This is a genomic window from Phenylobacterium sp. (assembly GCF_016793285.1).
Classification (GTDB): Bacteria; Pseudomonadota; Alphaproteobacteria; order Caulobacterales; family Caulobacteraceae; genus Phenylobacterium.
The window spans coordinates 1-15,058 of record NZ_JAEUMO010000125.1 but is presented as its reverse complement, the minus strand read 5'-3'; the positions used below and the strand labels follow the sequence as shown (position 1 = coordinate 15,058).

13 protein-coding genes are annotated in these 15,058 nt (G+C 71.3%); 6 read left to right on the top strand and 7 right to left on the bottom strand.

Annotated features, from left to right (window positions below; translation table 11 throughout):
* The first annotated feature begins 66 nt into the window (after window positions 1–66).
* The 3 genes from JNL41_RS12375 (at window position 67) to JNL41_RS12365 (ending at window position 3,698) form a co-directional block, all read left to right on the top strand.
* Window positions 67–1,404, top strand: coding sequence for an MFS transporter (locus JNL41_RS12375; RefSeq protein WP_293475341.1), 1,338 nt, complete (start codon window positions 67–69; stop codon window positions 1,402–1,404).
* Window positions 1,405–1,482: 78 nt separating this feature from the next.
* On the top strand, window positions 1,483–1,839 hold the full coding sequence (locus JNL41_RS12370) for a hypothetical protein (RefSeq protein ID WP_293475340.1): 357 nt from the start codon (window positions 1,483–1,485) through the stop codon (window positions 1,837–1,839).
* A 197-nt stretch (window positions 1,840–2,036) separates the two neighbouring features.
* Window positions 2,037–3,698 carry a matrixin family metalloprotease gene (locus tag JNL41_RS12365; RefSeq protein WP_293475338.1) on the top strand — a complete coding sequence of 554 codons (1,662 nt, stop codon included), beginning with the start codon at window positions 2,037–2,039 and terminating at the stop codon, window positions 3,696–3,698.
* Here JNL41_RS12365 and JNL41_RS12360 read toward each other — a convergent pair.
* From JNL41_RS12360 to JNL41_RS12340, 5 genes are all read right to left on the bottom strand, one after another.
* On the bottom strand, window positions 3,695–4,066 hold the full coding sequence (locus tag JNL41_RS12360) for a hypothetical protein (RefSeq protein ID WP_293475336.1): 372 nt from the start codon (window positions 4,064–4,066) through the stop codon (window positions 3,695–3,697). The genes JNL41_RS12365 and JNL41_RS12360 overlap by 4 nt on opposite strands.
* 4 nt (window positions 4,067–4,070) lie before the next feature.
* Window positions 4,071–4,889 carry an enoyl-CoA hydratase gene (locus JNL41_RS12355; RefSeq protein WP_293475334.1) on the bottom strand — a complete coding sequence of 273 codons (819 nt, stop codon included), beginning with the start codon at window positions 4,887–4,889 and terminating at the stop codon, window positions 4,071–4,073.
* Entirely contained in the window at window positions 4,886–5,545 is a 660-nt protein-coding gene (locus JNL41_RS12350) for a hypothetical protein (protein WP_293475332.1), read from the bottom strand. The genes JNL41_RS12355 and JNL41_RS12350 overlap by 4 nt, the downstream gene beginning before the upstream one ends.
* Window positions 5,546–5,650: 105 nt before the next feature.
* On the bottom strand, window positions 5,651–8,374 hold the full coding sequence (locus JNL41_RS12345; RefSeq protein ID WP_293475330.1) for a filamentous hemagglutinin N-terminal domain-containing protein: 2,724 nt from the start codon (window positions 8,372–8,374) through the stop codon (window positions 5,651–5,653).
* A gap of 29 nt (window positions 8,375–8,403) precedes the next feature.
* Window positions 8,404–10,311: a nidogen-like domain-containing protein gene (locus tag JNL41_RS12340; RefSeq protein ID WP_293475328.1), complete on the bottom strand. Its 1,908-nt coding sequence runs from the start codon at window positions 10,309–10,311 to the stop codon at window positions 8,404–8,406.
* A gap of 206 nt (window positions 10,312–10,517) precedes the next feature.
* Between JNL41_RS12340 and JNL41_RS12335 the strand changes: the two genes are divergently transcribed.
* Complete coding sequence (locus tag JNL41_RS12335) at window positions 10,518–10,730, top strand: hypothetical protein (protein ID WP_293475326.1); 213 nt, start codon at window positions 10,518–10,520, stop codon at window positions 10,728–10,730.
* Window positions 10,731–10,877: 147 nt separating this feature from the next.
* Here JNL41_RS12335 and JNL41_RS12330 read toward each other — a convergent pair whose 3' ends face one another.
* Complete coding sequence (locus JNL41_RS12330) at window positions 10,878–11,318, bottom strand: NAD(P)H-dependent oxidoreductase (protein ID WP_365698195.1); 441 nt, start codon at window positions 11,316–11,318, stop codon at window positions 10,878–10,880.
* Window positions 11,319–11,484: 166 nt separating this feature from the next.
* Here JNL41_RS12330 and JNL41_RS12325 point away from each other — a divergent pair, with 166 nt between their 5' ends.
* Together JNL41_RS12325 and JNL41_RS12320 are read left to right on the top strand one after the other, a co-directional pair.
* Complete coding sequence (locus JNL41_RS12325; protein WP_293475322.1) at window positions 11,485–12,849, top strand: serine hydrolase domain-containing protein; 1,365 nt, start codon at window positions 11,485–11,487, stop codon at window positions 12,847–12,849.
* Entirely contained in the window at window positions 12,850–13,707 is an 858-nt protein-coding gene (locus tag JNL41_RS12320) for a hypothetical protein (protein ID WP_293475320.1), read from the top strand.
* Window positions 13,708–13,872: 165 nt separating this feature from the next.
* Here the strand turns inward: JNL41_RS12320 and JNL41_RS12315 are convergent.
* The coding region (locus JNL41_RS12315; RefSeq protein WP_293475318.1) for an amidohydrolase family protein at window positions 13,873–15,058 on the bottom strand (1,186 nt) is incomplete at its 5' end.

The following is a 15,058-nucleotide window of genomic DNA, read 5'->3' as shown; positions in this document are numbered from 1 at the left end:
CCGCCCGTCTGTGTCTTCCGTGTTTTCTGTGGTTCCAATACCGCGGCTTCGCCGCGGGGGGACACGATGGCCGATACCGACGACGCCGCGCTGGAGCGCTCGGCGATCCGCAAGATGTCGTGGCGGATCCTGCCGCTGGTGGCGGCGGGCTATGCGATCTCGTTCATCGACCGGGTGAACATCAGCTTCGCGGCGGCCAGCATGAACGAGGACCTGGGGTTCTCGGCCGCCGTCTACGGCCTGGGCGCCGGGCTGTTCTTCCTCAGCTACGCCCTGCTGGAAGTGCCCTCCAACATGATCCTGGCCCGGGTCGGCGCCCGGCGCTGGATCGCGCGCATCATGTTCACCTGGGGCCTGCTGTCGGTCGCCATGATGTTCGTGACCACGCCGGCCCAGTTCTACCTGGCGCGGTTCGCGCTGGGGGCGGCCGAGGCGGGGTTCTTCCCGGGCGTGGTCTACTACCTGTCCCAGTGGTTCCCCGCCGCCCATACCGGCCGCGCCATCGGGCGCTTCTACGTGGCGGTGCCGCTGTCGACGGTGGTGATGGGCGCGGTGGCGGGCGGGCTGCTGGGGCTCGACGGGCGCGCGGGCCTCTCCGGCTGGCAGTGGCTGTTCCTGGTGGAGGGGACGCCGGCGGTGGTCCTGGCCTTCGTCTTCCTCCTCTTCCTGCCCGAGCGGCCCGCTGCGGCGGGCTGGCTCACCGACGCCGAGAAGGCCTGGGTCGAGACGCGGCTCGCGGCCGACGCCCTGTCGCGGGGCGAGGAGACGTCCCATGGGCCCTTGGCGGGGGTGTGGCGCGCGCTCGCCAACCCGCCGGTGCTGGTCATCGGGGCGGCGCAGTTCCTGCTGCTGGGCGGCTACTACGCCTTCAACTTCTCGGCCCCGATGCTGCTGGGCGAGGCGACGGGGAGGGACGCGGGCCAGGTCGGCTGGCTGATCGCCGGCGCGGGCCTGATCGGCGCGGCCTGCCTGATCGCCAACAGTTGGCATTCCGACCGCCGCGGCGAGCGCGTGCTGCACTCGGCCGTCCCGATGTTCGCCACCGCGGCGGCCTTCGCGGTGATGGCCAACAGCTCGACGCCCGCCGTGGTGGTGATCGCCTACGCCGCGGCCCTGGGCGCGGCCTACGCCTACAGCCCCACCGTGTGGGCGCTGACCCACGCCGTCGTGCCGCCCCGCGCCTCGGCCGTCAGCTTCGCGGCCATCAACACCATCGGCCAGATCGGCTCGTTCCTGTCGCCCTTCGCCTGGGGGCTGGCGAAGGACGCCACCGGCGGCTTCCACGCCGGGCAGGCGGCGCTGCCGTTCGCGTTCGCGCTGGCCGGCGGCCTGGTGCTGGGGCTGGGCTGGTGGCGGCTGGGGATCGCCGGACGGCCGCCGCTACAGCGCAGTTCATCAGCCTGAACCCGGCCTAAACGACCGCCCCGGACCCCGTTCAGGCGCGCCTTCCTATGGTGGGGACAACGAAGGAGGACTTCCCCCATGAAGACCCTGAAGAAGACCCTGCTGACCGCCGCAGTCGCCGTGGCCGCCATGGCCGCCGCCGGCGCCGCCTCGGCCCAGAGCTACTACGGCCAGACCTACTACGGTCAGGGCTACGGCTATTCCTACGACCGCGACCGTGACGGCCGTCCCGATCGCTACGACCGCTACGACGACCGCCGCGACTGGCGCCATCACGATCGGCGTCATCACGACAACCGCCGCCACTACGGCAACCGCGACTCCGACCGCGACGGCATCCCGGACGTCCGCGAATGGAACCGCGACCGCGACCGCGACGGCCGCCCCGACCAGTACGACCGCTACGACAACCGCCGCGGTGGCTGGGGCTGGTAGCGACCGGGCAGTCCACGCCAGGCGCGGGGCGCGGGGTCCGTCCCCCGCGCCCCCTCCCGGCTCGCGAACGCTTCCCCTCGGGGAGAGGGGCATCCCGAGGTCGGATTCGCCCCAGGGATGAAGAATGGAGCGCCCCCTGTCCGTATAGCCCATAGTCCCGTTCGGGGCTGTTCGGGTGTTTGGGGTGGGGTGCTCTGATGCCGATAACGACGGCGCAGATCTTCGCGGGTCTGCAGTACACCGACCACGAGCGGTGGCCGGGCTCGACCGTCACCTTCTCGATCCCCTCGAACAACGGCATGACCTTCTGGTCGGCCTCGTCTTATCCGGCCGGCGACGAGCCCTCGAACGCGGCCTACGGCGTCCTGTCGAACGTCCAGGCCATCGCGTTCGTCAATGCCATCGGCGCGTGGGAACGCCTGATCGACCTCGACATCGTCCAGGTCTCCGACACCCAGGCAAGCCAGGGCGACATCCGCATCGCCTTCACCAACACGTCCGACTACTCCGATGGCGATCCCGCCGCCTACGCCTACCGCCCGCCGGACGCCGGCGGCTTCAGGGCGGCCTTCCATGGCGACATCTGGGTCGACGACGACTACAAGGACGACACCGCCGACTTCGGCGACTTCCTCTACGCCACCTTCCTGCACGAGCTCGGTCACGCGCTGGGCCTGAAGCACCCGTTCGACGGCGCGCGGCTGCCGGCCGAGTTCGACACCACCCGCTACACGGTGATGTCCTACACCGACTTCGCCGACTCGAGCCTGCGCTGGTTCGAGCTGGACGGCGGCACGCTGTTCGCCAGCACCTTCACCCTGCAGCCCTCGACGCCGATGCTGCTGGACGTCATCGCCATCCAGGGCATCTACGGCGCGTCGACCAGCGAGGCGACCGGTAACGACACCTACGCCATCGGCCAGGACGACGCCTTCATGGCCACCCTGGTCGACAACGGCGGCATCGACACCTTCGACCTGCGCAGCCACACCCGCGCCTCGCGGATCGACCTGACGCCCGGGACCTATTCCTCGATCGCGCTGAACCCGATCGCGAGCCAGATCGCCTACTGGCAGGCGGCCTTCCCGAACTTCTCGCCCAGCTTCATCGCCGACTACCTGAACAGGCCCGACACCTACACCTGGACCGACAACCTCGCGACGACGCCGCAGACGGTGATCGAGAACGTGCTGGCCGGCTCGGGTTCGGACACCATCCTCGGCAACGCCGCCAACAACTCGATCGCCGGCAACGCGGGCTCGGACTCGGTGGCCGGCGGCGCGGGCGCCGACACGATCACCGGCGGCGGCGCCGGCGCGGGCGGCAACTACCTGCGTGGCGACGACGGCGACGACAGCCTGGTCGGGGGCGACGACTTCGACGACATCAACGGCAACATGGGCGCCGACACCGTCATGACCGGCGGTGGCATGGATTTCTGCGTCGGCGGCAAGGACAACGACCTGCTCTTCGGCGGCGGCGGCGACGACTACACCTACGGCAACCTCGGCGACGACACCTGCAGCGGCGAGGACGGCGCCGACACCGTCCGGGGCGGGCAGGGGAACGACACGCTCTCGGGCGGGGCCGGCAACGACTTCGTCTCGGGCGACCGCGGCGACGACACCATGATCGGCGGCGCCGGCGCCGACCTCTTCCACTCGTCCGCCGACGCCGGGATCGACCGGGTGCTGGACTTCAACGCCGGGCAGGGCGACCGCGTGCTGCTCGACCCCGGCACGACCTTCCAGGTGATGCAGATCGGCGGCGACACCGTGATCCAGATGAGCGGCGGCCAGGTGATCCTCGTCGGCGTGCAGATGAGCTCGCTGCCGCCCGGCTCGATCTTCGGCGCCTAGGACCGGCGGGTATCGGCTGACGGCGCCTCGTGCTTGTGGCCGCGGCCGCACATGCGGTGGCCGCGCGCGTCCTGGAACATGATCTGTACGCCCGGGCTCCAGGTCAGCGTGCGGGCCCCGTCGGTCCAGGTCAGCTTCACCGGCCCGCCGCCGACGAAGGGCACGTAGGTCAGCGCATGCGGCCCGTCGCCGGCGTTGACGATGGCCACGAAGGCCGCGCCCTGGCTCGAGAACTGGGCGGTGAGGTTCCCGCCGTCCTCGCACCGGAAGGCGGTGATCGCGGGCAGCGCCGCGTCCGCCGCCAGGGCCGGCGCGGGCAGGGCGACCGCGAGTGCGGCGAGTTTGGCGCTCAGGCCCAGATGACGCATCCTGTCAGGTCCCCGTGAACCGTGGCGGCCGCTTCTCGACGAAGTGTGCGACGCCTTCCTTGAAGTCGTCGCCCTTCAGGCTTTCGGCCATCTCGTGGTCGGCCAGCTTCATGGCCTCCTCGAGGTTCTGGACGAGGCCGCTCCAGAGCTGGCGCTTGATCACCCGCGTCGAGCGCGGCGAGACCAGCTCGGCGATTTCGCGGGCATAGGCGCGGGTCTCGGCCATCAGCCCGTCGGCCGGGAACACCCGGTCGGCCAGACCCATGCGGTAGGCCTCGTCCGCGCCGACGCGCCGGGCCGACAGCATGATGTCGAGCGCCCGGGAGTGCCCGACGAGCCGCGAGAGCATCCAACTGGTCCCGTGCTCGGCGATCAGGCCGCGCCGGGCGAACGCGCTGGTGAAGATCGCGCCCTCCGCCACGAACCGCAGGTCGCAGAAGAGCGAGATGCAGAGGCCCATGCCGGCGCAGGGTCCATTGACCGCGGCGATGATCGGCTTGCCGATGCCGGCGAAGTAGGTCTGCGGATGGCGGTAATCGGCGGGATAATCCGGGTTGGTCTGCAGCGCCGGCCGCCCCCCGCCGGCGATGCCGCCGGCCGCGCTGATGTCGGCGAGGTCGTTCATGTCGGCGCCCGAACAGAACCCGCGGCCGGCGCCGGTCAGGATGATCGCCCGGACCTCGGGGTCCTTGTCCGCCGTCGCCAGCGCCGCATTGACCTCGGCCGCCATGACGCCGGTCCACGCGTTCAGACGGTCGGGGCGGTTCAGTGTGATCGTGGCGATGCGGTCGCTGACCTCGTAGAGGATCTGGCCATAGGTCACGGCGCACTCCCGGAGAGTTCCTGGATCCGCTTGTCGTAGAGGTCGGCCAGGACGAGCCGGTCGGACACCTCCGCCGCGCCCGCCTTCCAGGCGGCCTGTGCCTGCTCCAGTTCGGCGGCGTCGGCGCCGCCTGCGATCGCCGCCCGATACGCCGCCTTCAGCCGCTGGTCCTTCTGCGCCAGGCTGGGATAGCCGCAGATCAGCCGCTCGGCCGCCGTCGCGAGATCGTAGCAGGGGTTGTGCGCGCCGGGCGCGGCCGCCGGCGAGCCTGCCTCGGGCTGCGGATCGCCGGCTGGCGCCGGATCGGAGAGCTGATCGTCGGCCGCCATCGGCACGCTGGTCAGCGCCATCGCCGCGCGCGGCGCCGACGCCTTGATCGGCGCGATCGCCTGGCTCTGCGGCACGCTCACGCCCCAGACCAGCGCGGCGCAGACCACGCCGGCCGCGCCGGCGCTCAGCAGCACCGCGAGGCTGCGCCGCCGCACAGGCCGCGGCGGCGGCTCGTCCTCGATCCAGTCGATGTCCATGCGCGGCGCCGTCGCGCCCCATTGCGTCGAGCGGGCCGGCCGCGCGCGGAGTTCGGCGCCGATCTGCTCGACGAGCGCGTGCTGTTCGCGCGCGCGGGCGACCGCCAGGAGCTGCCGGAGTTCCGACATGCTCAGTGCTGAAATGTCTATCCCCAGCACGCCCCGTCTCCCTGCGCGCGTCGTCTCCCAGCGAGCGCCGTCACGACCCCCGAAAGCGTAGCATGCGTCGGGGCGCTATTTCGAGCCGGCCTTTCGCTTCTGTCTCCAGACCTCGTCGCTGCCGGACCCCAGCATCACCGGGTCGGTCACGATGACGTCGGCCTCCGCGTTCGGGTCGGCGAAGGTCAGCACGGGCGGATCGGGCGGCACGCCGCCGAGGCCGGCGATGGCGTCGTCGACATCGCCATCCGAGCCGCGCGGGCTCTTGATCTGGTCGAGCGTGGCGTTGTCGAGGGTGCGCTGCGTCGCTGCCGCGATCGCCAGCGGCCCGCATCCTCCGGCGCTCGCGTCGCAGCCGTTGAACCGCGCGGAGCCGCCGAAGCCGCTTTCGAGCACGAGGATGCCGCCGCGGATGTTGCCGGCAGCGTCGCGGAACGCGCCCCAGAGGTCGACGACGCCGGCCGGACTGGCGGTGAGCGCGCCCGGCTGCTGGCTGGTGAGCAGGATGCCGTTCGGGCGCTGGTTGCTGCCGGTGTTCTGCTGGACGATCCGCTGGCTGCCGCGCAGCGTCAGCTCCGCGGCCGTGATGAAGACCCGGTTGCGTTCGTCGGCGGTCGGGGCCACGCCGGTCGGCAGGTCGCGCATGACGTCGATTGCGTTCGGCGGCGCGTTGGCGACCAGGGCGATGAACCTCTGGGCGCCGATCAGGACGTCGTTGCGGGCGTTCAGGTTCACCTCGTTGAAGGCGCGCACGTCGCTGTAGCCGGTCTCCTGGGAGCCCTGCGAGGCGCCGACCGAGCCGGTGACCAGGATCCGGGCCGGCCGCCAGGGCGAGTCGGGGTCGGCCTCGCCGATGGTGACCACGCCGCCGGTGACGCCGGGCGCCACGATGCCGGGCACCAGCACGTCGCTGTCGTTGCCCGCCGCCAGCAGCAGCCGCGGGATGCGGGCCGGGTTCACGTTGAGGTTCTGCACCGTCAGGTCGCCACGGATCTGGTTCACCGTGGAGCCCGCGTAGAAGCTGGCTTCCTGGGTCACCGTGATCATCTGGAACTCGGCGTCGGTGACGCGCAGGCCGACCTCGCCCGCCGCGGGCCCCGATTGCCCGGACGACGCGCCGAGCGTTCCGCCCAGGGTCATCGCGCCCTGGAGCGACTCCACGCGGAAGCTCGCGGCCGTGACCGGCGCCACGAGGTCGAGGTCCATCGCGCGGATCGTGAAGGTCCGGCCCGCCGAACTCGGGCCGAGCGTGAGGAGCCCGCTGACGTTCACCGTCACGTCGCGCCCGCCCGCGAGCGTGACGCTGGTGGCTCCTGTGAGCGGCGAGCCCGTCGCCGCGCCGTACGTGATGTCCGCCGATGCGCCGCGCGCCGTGAGGATCAGGTTGCGGCCGGCCGGCGCCTCGTCGGCGTGCGCGCCCGTGAACGTCGCCTGACCCAGGACGATCGAGCCGGCGGCGCCGGTGGTCGTGACCTGGATATCGTCTTCCGCCAGCGCCGAGGCGATGCTGACCGCCGGACCGCCGTTGGCGCCGGCTCCACCGGCGTTGACGACGATGCTGCGGCCCGAGTTCAACTGGCCGGCAGTGAGCGACCCTGCATCGATCTGCAGCCGCCCCACGGCGTTCACGGCGCCGGCGACGCCGATCGCGCCGGTGCTGCGCAGCACGGCCGTCCCCCCGGCCGAGGCGTTGCCGCGCACGCTCAGGCCGCGGCTCGAGTCGACCGCCAGCGAGCGCCCCGCGCCGAGGCTTCCGGTGTCCAGGGCCGCGACCGCGAGGCCGAGGTCGCGTCCTGCGGCGAGTTGCGTCGCGTTGACCGAGGTGGGCGAGGAGAAGCCGCCCAGGAGGTCGCGCGTCGCGGTGACGACGCCGAAGTTGGCGGTGGTCTCCGTGGTGGTGTTGACCCGCGTCGCACCGGGCTGGCGGTTGGCGATGCCGTTGCCTGCGCTCAGCACGACGTCGCCGCGATCGGCGCTGGCCGACTGCGCGGCGATCAGTCCCGGGGCGCTGATGACGGCGCTGGCGATGTCGGCGCGGTTGACGACGGCCAGGAAGACGCTGCCGGCGGCGGTGGCGCCCTGCAGCGCCAGCGGCGTCGTCGACGCGGTTCCACCGCCGGCCGGCACGACGAAGTCCAGGAGGTCGAGGTCGCCCGGCTGGGGCGCGAAGCGCACCGTGAAGTCGTTGGCGGCGCCGTAGAGCACGCTCGACGTCGCGCCCCCCGTCACCGAAGCGCCCGGCGCGGTCGTCACCGAGCTCGCGATCAGGGCGATCGGACCGCCGCCGGCCTTGATGTCGGCGCCCGCGCGCACCTCGACCCGCGAGGCGCCGGCGCCTGTGAAGGCGAAGCTGAAGTTGCCGGGATCCAGGAACGCGGACTGGGCGACCGCGGCGCTGGTGGCGAGGAGTCCGCCGACGTTCACCCGCGCATTGCCGCCGAAGATGACGCCGCCGGGGGCATAGAACCAGACGTTGCCGCCCCGGCCGTTGGCGGCGAGGGCCTCGACCTGGCCGTCGATCACCGCCTGGCCGCCGACGCGGTTCAGGACGATCCAGCTACGGTCCTCGAACCGGTAGACGACCGCGGAGTCCGAGGTGAGGTTGAAGGTGGACCAGTTCAGCACGGTGCGCGGCGCGCCCAGGGTGATGTCTGTGACCCGCGCCGTCTGCGTCACCGTCGGCCCACGACCGCCCGCACTCACCGTCGCCGGGCCGTCCAGCGCCAGTTGCGCCTGCGCGGCCGCGGGAGCCATCGCCGCCGCCGCCAGCGCGCACCCGGCGAGGAGCCGGTTGCGCAAGCCCGCACGCCTTGGCTGCGGTCCCGGCGCTAGAACATCGCCCCGTCCGACCACAGCCCACCTCCCATTAGCTGAAGCATGAAGGCCGAGGCCTCCGCCGGCAGAGCCCCCGACGGCTCCGTGGGTCCGGCGGCCGCCGTGGCGACCTTGTCGTCGTTCATGACCACGCCGGTGACGGTGAGCGTGTTGAAGACGCCGCCGCCCAGGGTGACCACGAAGCTCTCGTTGTCCTCGGCGATCGTGTCGCCCGCGACCAGCACGCTGAGCGTGGCTTCGCTCGATCCCGCGGCGAAGCTCACCGTCCCCTGCAGCGCCGTCTGGATTTCGCCGGCCGAGAGGCCGCCCGAGGCGGGCAGGCTTATCGCGTAGGAGATATTGGCCGCCGCGGAGACGTCGCCGACCCGCATGACCGCGATGTTGAAGGCCGTCGTCCCGGAATTTCCCTCGGCGAGGACGAGCGCGGACGGGCTCGCAACCAGCAGGGTCTGCCGGGCGTCGTCATCGAGAATCGTGCCCGTCGTCGAGACGTCGAGCACTGTCGTCGTCGTGCCCGTGGTGGCGGAGACGAGGCGCAGGGTGAAGGTTTCGTCCGGCTCGACCCGGACATCGCCCATCAGATTGACCCGGATCACCGCCTGAGCCTGGCCCGCCGCGAAGACGACGACCCCGGACGTCGCCTGATCGGCGGCGAAGTCGAGGCTGTCGGTCGTGCCGTTCTCCAGGTTCCACCGCACCGCCGACTCGCGCGTGAGGTCGCCGGTCCGCAGCACCACGAACTCGATCGGCGAGTCGCCGATCAGCCCCTCCGGCCGCATCGCCGGGCCGGCGAACTCGAAGCGTGCCGCCGGGTCGTCGTTGAGGATCACGCCGACCGTGTCGATGCCCGGGTCCCAGACCAGGTCGTTGAACCGCACCTCGTTGATGTGGAAGTGGAACCACTCGTCGTCTTCGAAACGGTTGTCGCCCTGCACCTCGACGACGACCGTGGCCCGCGTCTGGAACGGCTCGAAGAACACGGTGCCGCTGAGCGGCTGGTTCGGCGCCAGGTCGTTCAGATCGTCGACGGCGATGCGCCACTCCGCCGACGAACCGGCGTCGAGGTCGGGGCCGTCGCGGGTGATGACCACGTTGAACCGCGTGGTCTGGCCCTCGTTGCCTTCGGGCATGAGGCCGATCGGCTCGACGCCGAACACCACGGGGCGCGACGGAGGTGTAGGGTCGCCGCCGCCGCCCGGGCCGTTCCCGACGCCGCCCATGACCACGCCGCCGCGGACCTGGAAGTAGTAGTAGCCCGCCACGCCGGTGTTGCCGGGTTCGGTGTCGAGCAGCAGCGACGTGTTGTAGTCGCCGGACAGCGCCAGCTCGACGCCGGGCGTGCCGTTGCCGCGCGCATAGCCGGCACGCGGCGCTTCGCCCGGATCCTGGTTGGTGTCGGAGTACGAGCGGTTGATCGTCTCGTAGATGAACTCGATGTCGAAGTCGCCGTTGCCGACGTCGGTCAGGCGGATCTGGAAGGCGTTCGGCGCGCCGATATGGCTGGCGTAGTAGCCGGTGTCGTCCCAGGTCGCCGTGAAGATGCGGCCGGTCGTGTCGAGGTCGTAGTAGACGAGGTTCGAGCCCGTCGATGTGCCGCCGGGGGAGGGGGTGTCGACGCCGCCCCGGGTGTCCACGTCGAACCAGTAGGCCGCGATGATGGGGCGGGTCAGGCCGCCGGCGCCGATCGGCGCGCCGATGTACTGGCTGAGCGCGCCGCCGAAGGTGATGTTGCCGTTGTTGTTGACGTAGAGCGTCGTGTACTGCGAGCCGAAGAAGTTCAGGCCCGCATTGCCGAAGATCGAGGTGATGTTGATCGCCGCCGACGAACCGTCGTCGTTTCGCGGGATGACGTTTTCACCAAACCCGGCGGCTCCGCCGAGGCCGTTCACCAGATCGGGCACGCACTCACCCCCCCAACCTCAACGACCGAGAAGCCATTGAGTTTGTTGCCGATATGCCCCGCGTCCGCGCGTGACAATGCACCCTTTGGCGCGTGTGGAAACCCCTCGATTTCCATAGGTTGACGGTTAATTCCCGAAATGCCCGCGGTGCGTGCATTTCGGGAACCAAACGGCGTGACTTCCACTTTTGCGGGCGAGGAGGCCCGATGTCGGACGACGCGATGACGGGGCGCGAACGGGAAGGGCGGAGCGAGATGGACAGCGAGATGGACGCTGACGAGATCGCCAGGCAGATCGACGCGCTCATGGCGGCGCCGCCCAAGGGGCTGCCCAGCATCGTCGTGTTCGGCGACGACGCCGTATTCGGCATCACCCCGGCCAGACGGCCGGGCGGAGGTCCGTGGACCTCCCGTGGGTAGCCTGCGCATCGCCGTGTCCTTCGATGGCCTCAGCTCTCAGAGCGTAAGGCGCGAACCGACGCCGCCGCGGGCCACGCGCTCGCGAAAATTTTCATCGCCCGATTTGGATGCGCCATTGAGCGGCCGTCGGGCGGTGCGCGTGACCGGCTAAAACACCCCCATCGCCAGGCCCGCCGCCATGGCGGCGCCCAGCTCCCGGCACGGCCCCAGCGCCGTCTTCCCGGGCGTCTTGGGCGCTGCGATCCGCTCGGGCGTCTGCGCCTCGGTGCATAGGATGAGCGGTTCGGCGATGGGCTTCAGCCGCCAGCCGGTGAGGATCCGCGCCATCTGGCGCGCGGCGCCGGTCCCGTCGCCGCCGGCCGCAATCAGCATGGCGTAGGGCCGCCCGTTCAGCCGCTCCAGCGCGGGGTAGTAGTTGCGGTCGAAGAACTCCTTCATCGCCCCGGACATGGCGGCCAGGTTCTCCGGGCAGGCGAAGACGTAGCCGTCCGCGGCCAGCAGGTCGTCGGGGTGGGCGTCGTCGGCCCCCAGCATCCGGACCTCAACGTCGGGCTCGGCGACGGCGCCCGCGGCGGCGGCCTCGGCCATCGCGCGCGCCGCCCCGGTCCTTGAATGCCATACGATCAGCAGCCGCTTCATGGCCGCGAGGCTAGCCTGCCCGCGCCGGATTGCCGCGCTGAAACTCAACCACGCTTGCGCAGGCCCGCCCGGCCCGTAAGCTCGACCCAACAAGTGTTCGGGAGGGGACCCACTCATGCTTCGCACCAGCTTGCGCCTGGCCACGGCGCTGACCGCCGCCTCGCTGGCGATCGCGCCGGCCAATGTCGGCTACGCCCAGGCCAGGAAGCCGGCTGCGGCCGCGGCGAAGGCGCCGGCCGCCGCGCTCACGCCCGCCGCGAGTCCGGAGGCGGTCGGCTTCGACAGCGCCCGCCTCGCCAGGCTCGACGCCTACATGGAGGGCGCGGTGAAGTCGGGGCGGGTGGCCGGCATGACCACGCTGCTCGCGCGGCACGGCAAGATCGTCGAGTTCAAGACCTACGGCCAGGCGAGCCAGAAGACCGGTGCGCCGATGAAGCAGGACACGATCGTCCGCATCTACTCGATGACCAAGCCGATCACCGGCGTGGCCATGATGATCCTCTTCGAGGAGGGGAAGTGGCGGCTGGACGACCCGGTCACGCGCTACGTTCCCGAGTTCAAGACCCTCAAGGTGATGACCGGCACGGACGGCAACGGCGTGCCGATCCTCGAGGACATGAAGCGCCCGCCGACGATGCGCGAGATCATGAGCCACACGGCGGGCTTCGGATACGGCCTGCAGGACGAGCACCCCGTCGACAAGATGTACCGCGAGAAGCGGGTGCTGGGTTCGAACGGCCTGAAGGAGATGATCGACAAGACCGCGACGATCCCGTTGATCTACCAGCCGGGCACGAGCTGGCGGTACTCGTCGGTCGTGGACATCCAGGGCGCGATCATCGAGCGCATCAGCGGCCAGACCCTTGGCCAGTTCATGGAGCAGCGGATCTTCAAGCCGCTGAAGATGAACGACACCGCCTTCATGGTGCCGGCCGCCAAGGCCTCGCGCCTCGCGGCCGTCTACGCCTTCGACAAGGAGAAGGGGAAGATCGAGGAGGCCGACATCATCTTCGGCAACCCGCTCCCCACCTACCTCACGCCGCCGGCCAACGAGTCGGGCGGCGGCGGCCTGGTCTCGACGACGATGGACTACGCCCGCTTCTCCCAGATGCTGCTGAACGGCGGCGAACTGGAAGGCGCGCGCATCCTGTCGCCGGCCTCGGTCGAGCTGATGGGCACGAACGTGATCCCGAAGAACGTGCTGGTGAACTCCAACGGCACCTCCGGCGCCCGCTTCAACGAAGCGGTGGGCTTCGGCCTCGATTTCATGGTCGTGAACGATCCGCGCGCCGCGGGCACGCTGGAAGGGAAGGGCTCGATGAGCTGGGGCGGCGCGGCCGGCACCTGGTTCTGGGTGGATCCGACCAACGACATGTTCTTCGTGGGCATGATTCAGCGCCTCGGCGGCACCGGCGGCGACGATCTCGGGACCATGGCGCGGACGCTCACCTACCAGGCGCTCCTGCATCCCGAGAAGTAGGTGGTCCCGCCCCGGACCCTGCGGACCTTCGCGATCGCCTTCGGCGCGGCGTCCCTCGTGGCCGTCGCGTCCGGGGCGTTCGTCGCGGCCGAGAGTGGGGTCGGCGCGCGCTCGTGGGGACTGAACCTCGCGGCGTGGGGAGTGGGGCTGGCGATCTTCGCGGCCGCCGCGCGGTTCGCAGGGCCGCGTTCGCTGGCCGTCTTCGCCCTGGCGGCGGTGGCCGGGATCGGCCTCACGCTGGCGTCCCCGGACCTCCAGGGCGTGCATCGCTGGCTGCAGTTGGGGCCGGTCCGGCTGAACGCGGCTGAGCTCCTGGCCCCCGCGCTGGCCGTCGCCGTCGCCGCTGCGGCGCAAGGTCTCTGGCCGTGGATCGCCGCGGGCGCGGCGCTCGCGCTCTTCGCCGCGCAACCCGACGCCTCCCAGGCGACGGCGCTCGCCGCGGCCGTCGTCGTCGCCATCTGCCTGTCGAACATGGCGCTCGCGACGAAGGTCCTCGGCGTCGTGGCGACGGCGGGCGCGGCGGCCGTGGCCTGGACGCGCCCGGACCCGCTGGCTCCCGTCCCGGAGGTCGAGGAGATCTTCCGGCTGGCCGGCGCGATCTCACCGGCCGCGCTCGCTGTATCGGCCGCAGCGCTGGCGGTCGCCTCGTTGTCGCCGATGATCGTGGGCCGCGCCGTACCCGCCGCCCGGCCGGCCGCGCTGGCGCTCAGCGCCTACTTCGTCGTCGCGGCCATCGGGCCGCTGCTGGGCGCGTTCCCGACACCGCTCGTCGGCATGGGCGTCAGCCCGATCCTCGGCGCGTGGCTCGGGATCGGGCTGCTTCGCGCAGTCGCCAGGCACGCCGCCGCACCGGCTTAGGATGCATCCACGTTCACCTCCCTTCCTCCTCGATGGAGGAAGGGTCGGGGATGGTGGTGTGCGCAGCACATCTGACGCGGAGCCGCTTGAGGCCCCGAGCCCATGAACGCCAGCCTCATCGACTCAGAAGGGGCTCTTTCCTCGGCCCTGAATGTAGATTGCGCCCTAATGCGTGTAGGCCGGCGGGTAGGGCCGGTTCAGGTCCTTGTAGCGGTCGCGCAGCTCGATCTGGCGTGAGGTCAGCGGCTGGGCCTCGCCGCGGATCATCACCAGTTGCGGCCGCGACAGCGGCTCGAAGGGGTCGCCCGACCACAGGACCAGGTCGGCGTCCTTGCCGGCCTCCAGCGAGCCCACGCGGCCGCCCACGCCGAACACGCGGGCCGGATTGATGGTGATGGCGGCCAGGGCGCCCGCCGGGCTCATGCCGTAGGCCACCGCGGTGCCGGCGTCGTAGCGCATCTCGTGGGTGCGGTGGTCGCCGCCGCCGCTCTGGATGATGACCGTCACGCCGGCCTTCTCGAGCCGGGCGGCGTTCTCCAGCGTGGCCGCGAGGGATTCCATGTCGCTGGGCCGGTCGGTGGTCGAGCTGATGAGGACGGGCACGCTGGCCGCCGCGAGCTGCGGGGCCATGCGCCAGGCCTCGGCGCCGCCCGAGATGATCACGCGGATCTTCTCCTCCTTCGCCAGCAGCAGGATCGCGCGGATGTCGGTCGCCTTGTTGGCCACCGCCATCAGCGGCATCTCGCCGGTGACGACCGGGATCAGGGCCTCGAGGTCGGCGCGTGACACCGCGAGGTCGCGATAGGCGGCCCGATCGTAGGCGGCGCGGTTGGCCATGTAGGCCCGGACGTCCGCCAGCGTCTCCTTGATCAGCACGATCTGGGCCCCGCGCGCGCCGCCGGCGGCGACGGCGCCGGCGCGGCCGAACGGGCTGACCATGGCGACACGCGCCCGCACCAGCGGCTCCTGGCCGCGGCCGAGCTGGATCACCGCCGCGCGGCCCGCGAACAGGCCGGGCGAGTTCTCGGAGGCGGGACCGCCCGACGTGTCCTGTTCCTCGCCGGAGTCGTCGGCGTGACCGCCCCCGCCGCCGCCGCGCGGCACGGGGGTCACGATCGCCGAGGTCACGCCGCCCAGGCGAGCCACCGGGATCAGCACCGAGTCCGGGTTCAGCGCGTACTGGACGTCGAACGCCGCGCCGATATCGCGGGTTCGCACCGAGACGTCGTTGCCGAGCGCGCTGATCTCCAGGGCGCCGAGGTGGCTGTTGGCGGCGACGAAGCCCGGGGTGACCACGCCGCCCTTGGCGTCGACCACCTGCGCGCCGGCCGGGGCCGCGACGCCCGCGCCG

What these genes read in the sequence shown, in the direction of transcription:
- JNL41_RS12375 (WP_293475341.1), top strand. Translation starts at nt 67, where the DNA reads ATGGCCGATACCGACGACGCCGCGCTGGAGCGCTCGGCGATCCGCAAG.
- JNL41_RS12330 (WP_365698195.1), bottom strand. Translation starts at nt 11,318, where the DNA reads ATGGCCGAGGCCGCCGCCGCGGGCGCCGTCGCCGAGCCCGACGTTGAG.
- JNL41_RS12365 (WP_293475338.1), top strand. Translation starts at nt 2,037, where the DNA reads ATGCCGATAACGACGGCGCAGATCTTCGCGGGTCTGCAGTACACCGAC.
- JNL41_RS12335 (WP_293475326.1), top strand. Translation starts at nt 10,518, where the DNA reads ATGTCGGACGACGCGATGACGGGGCGCGAACGGGAAGGGCGGAGCGAG.
- JNL41_RS12325 (WP_293475322.1), top strand. Translation starts at nt 11,485, where the DNA reads ATGCTTCGCACCAGCTTGCGCCTGGCCACGGCGCTGACCGCCGCCTCG.
- JNL41_RS12370 (WP_293475340.1), top strand. Translation starts at nt 1,483, where the DNA reads ATGAAGACCCTGAAGAAGACCCTGCTGACCGCCGCAGTCGCCGTGGCC.
- JNL41_RS12350 (WP_293475332.1), bottom strand. Translation starts at nt 5,545, where the DNA reads ATGTCGGAACTCCGGCAGCTCCTGGCGGTCGCCCGCGCGCGCGAACAG.
- JNL41_RS12360 (WP_293475336.1), bottom strand. Translation starts at nt 4,066, where the DNA reads ATGCGTCATCTGGGCCTGAGCGCCAAACTCGCCGCACTCGCGGTCGCC.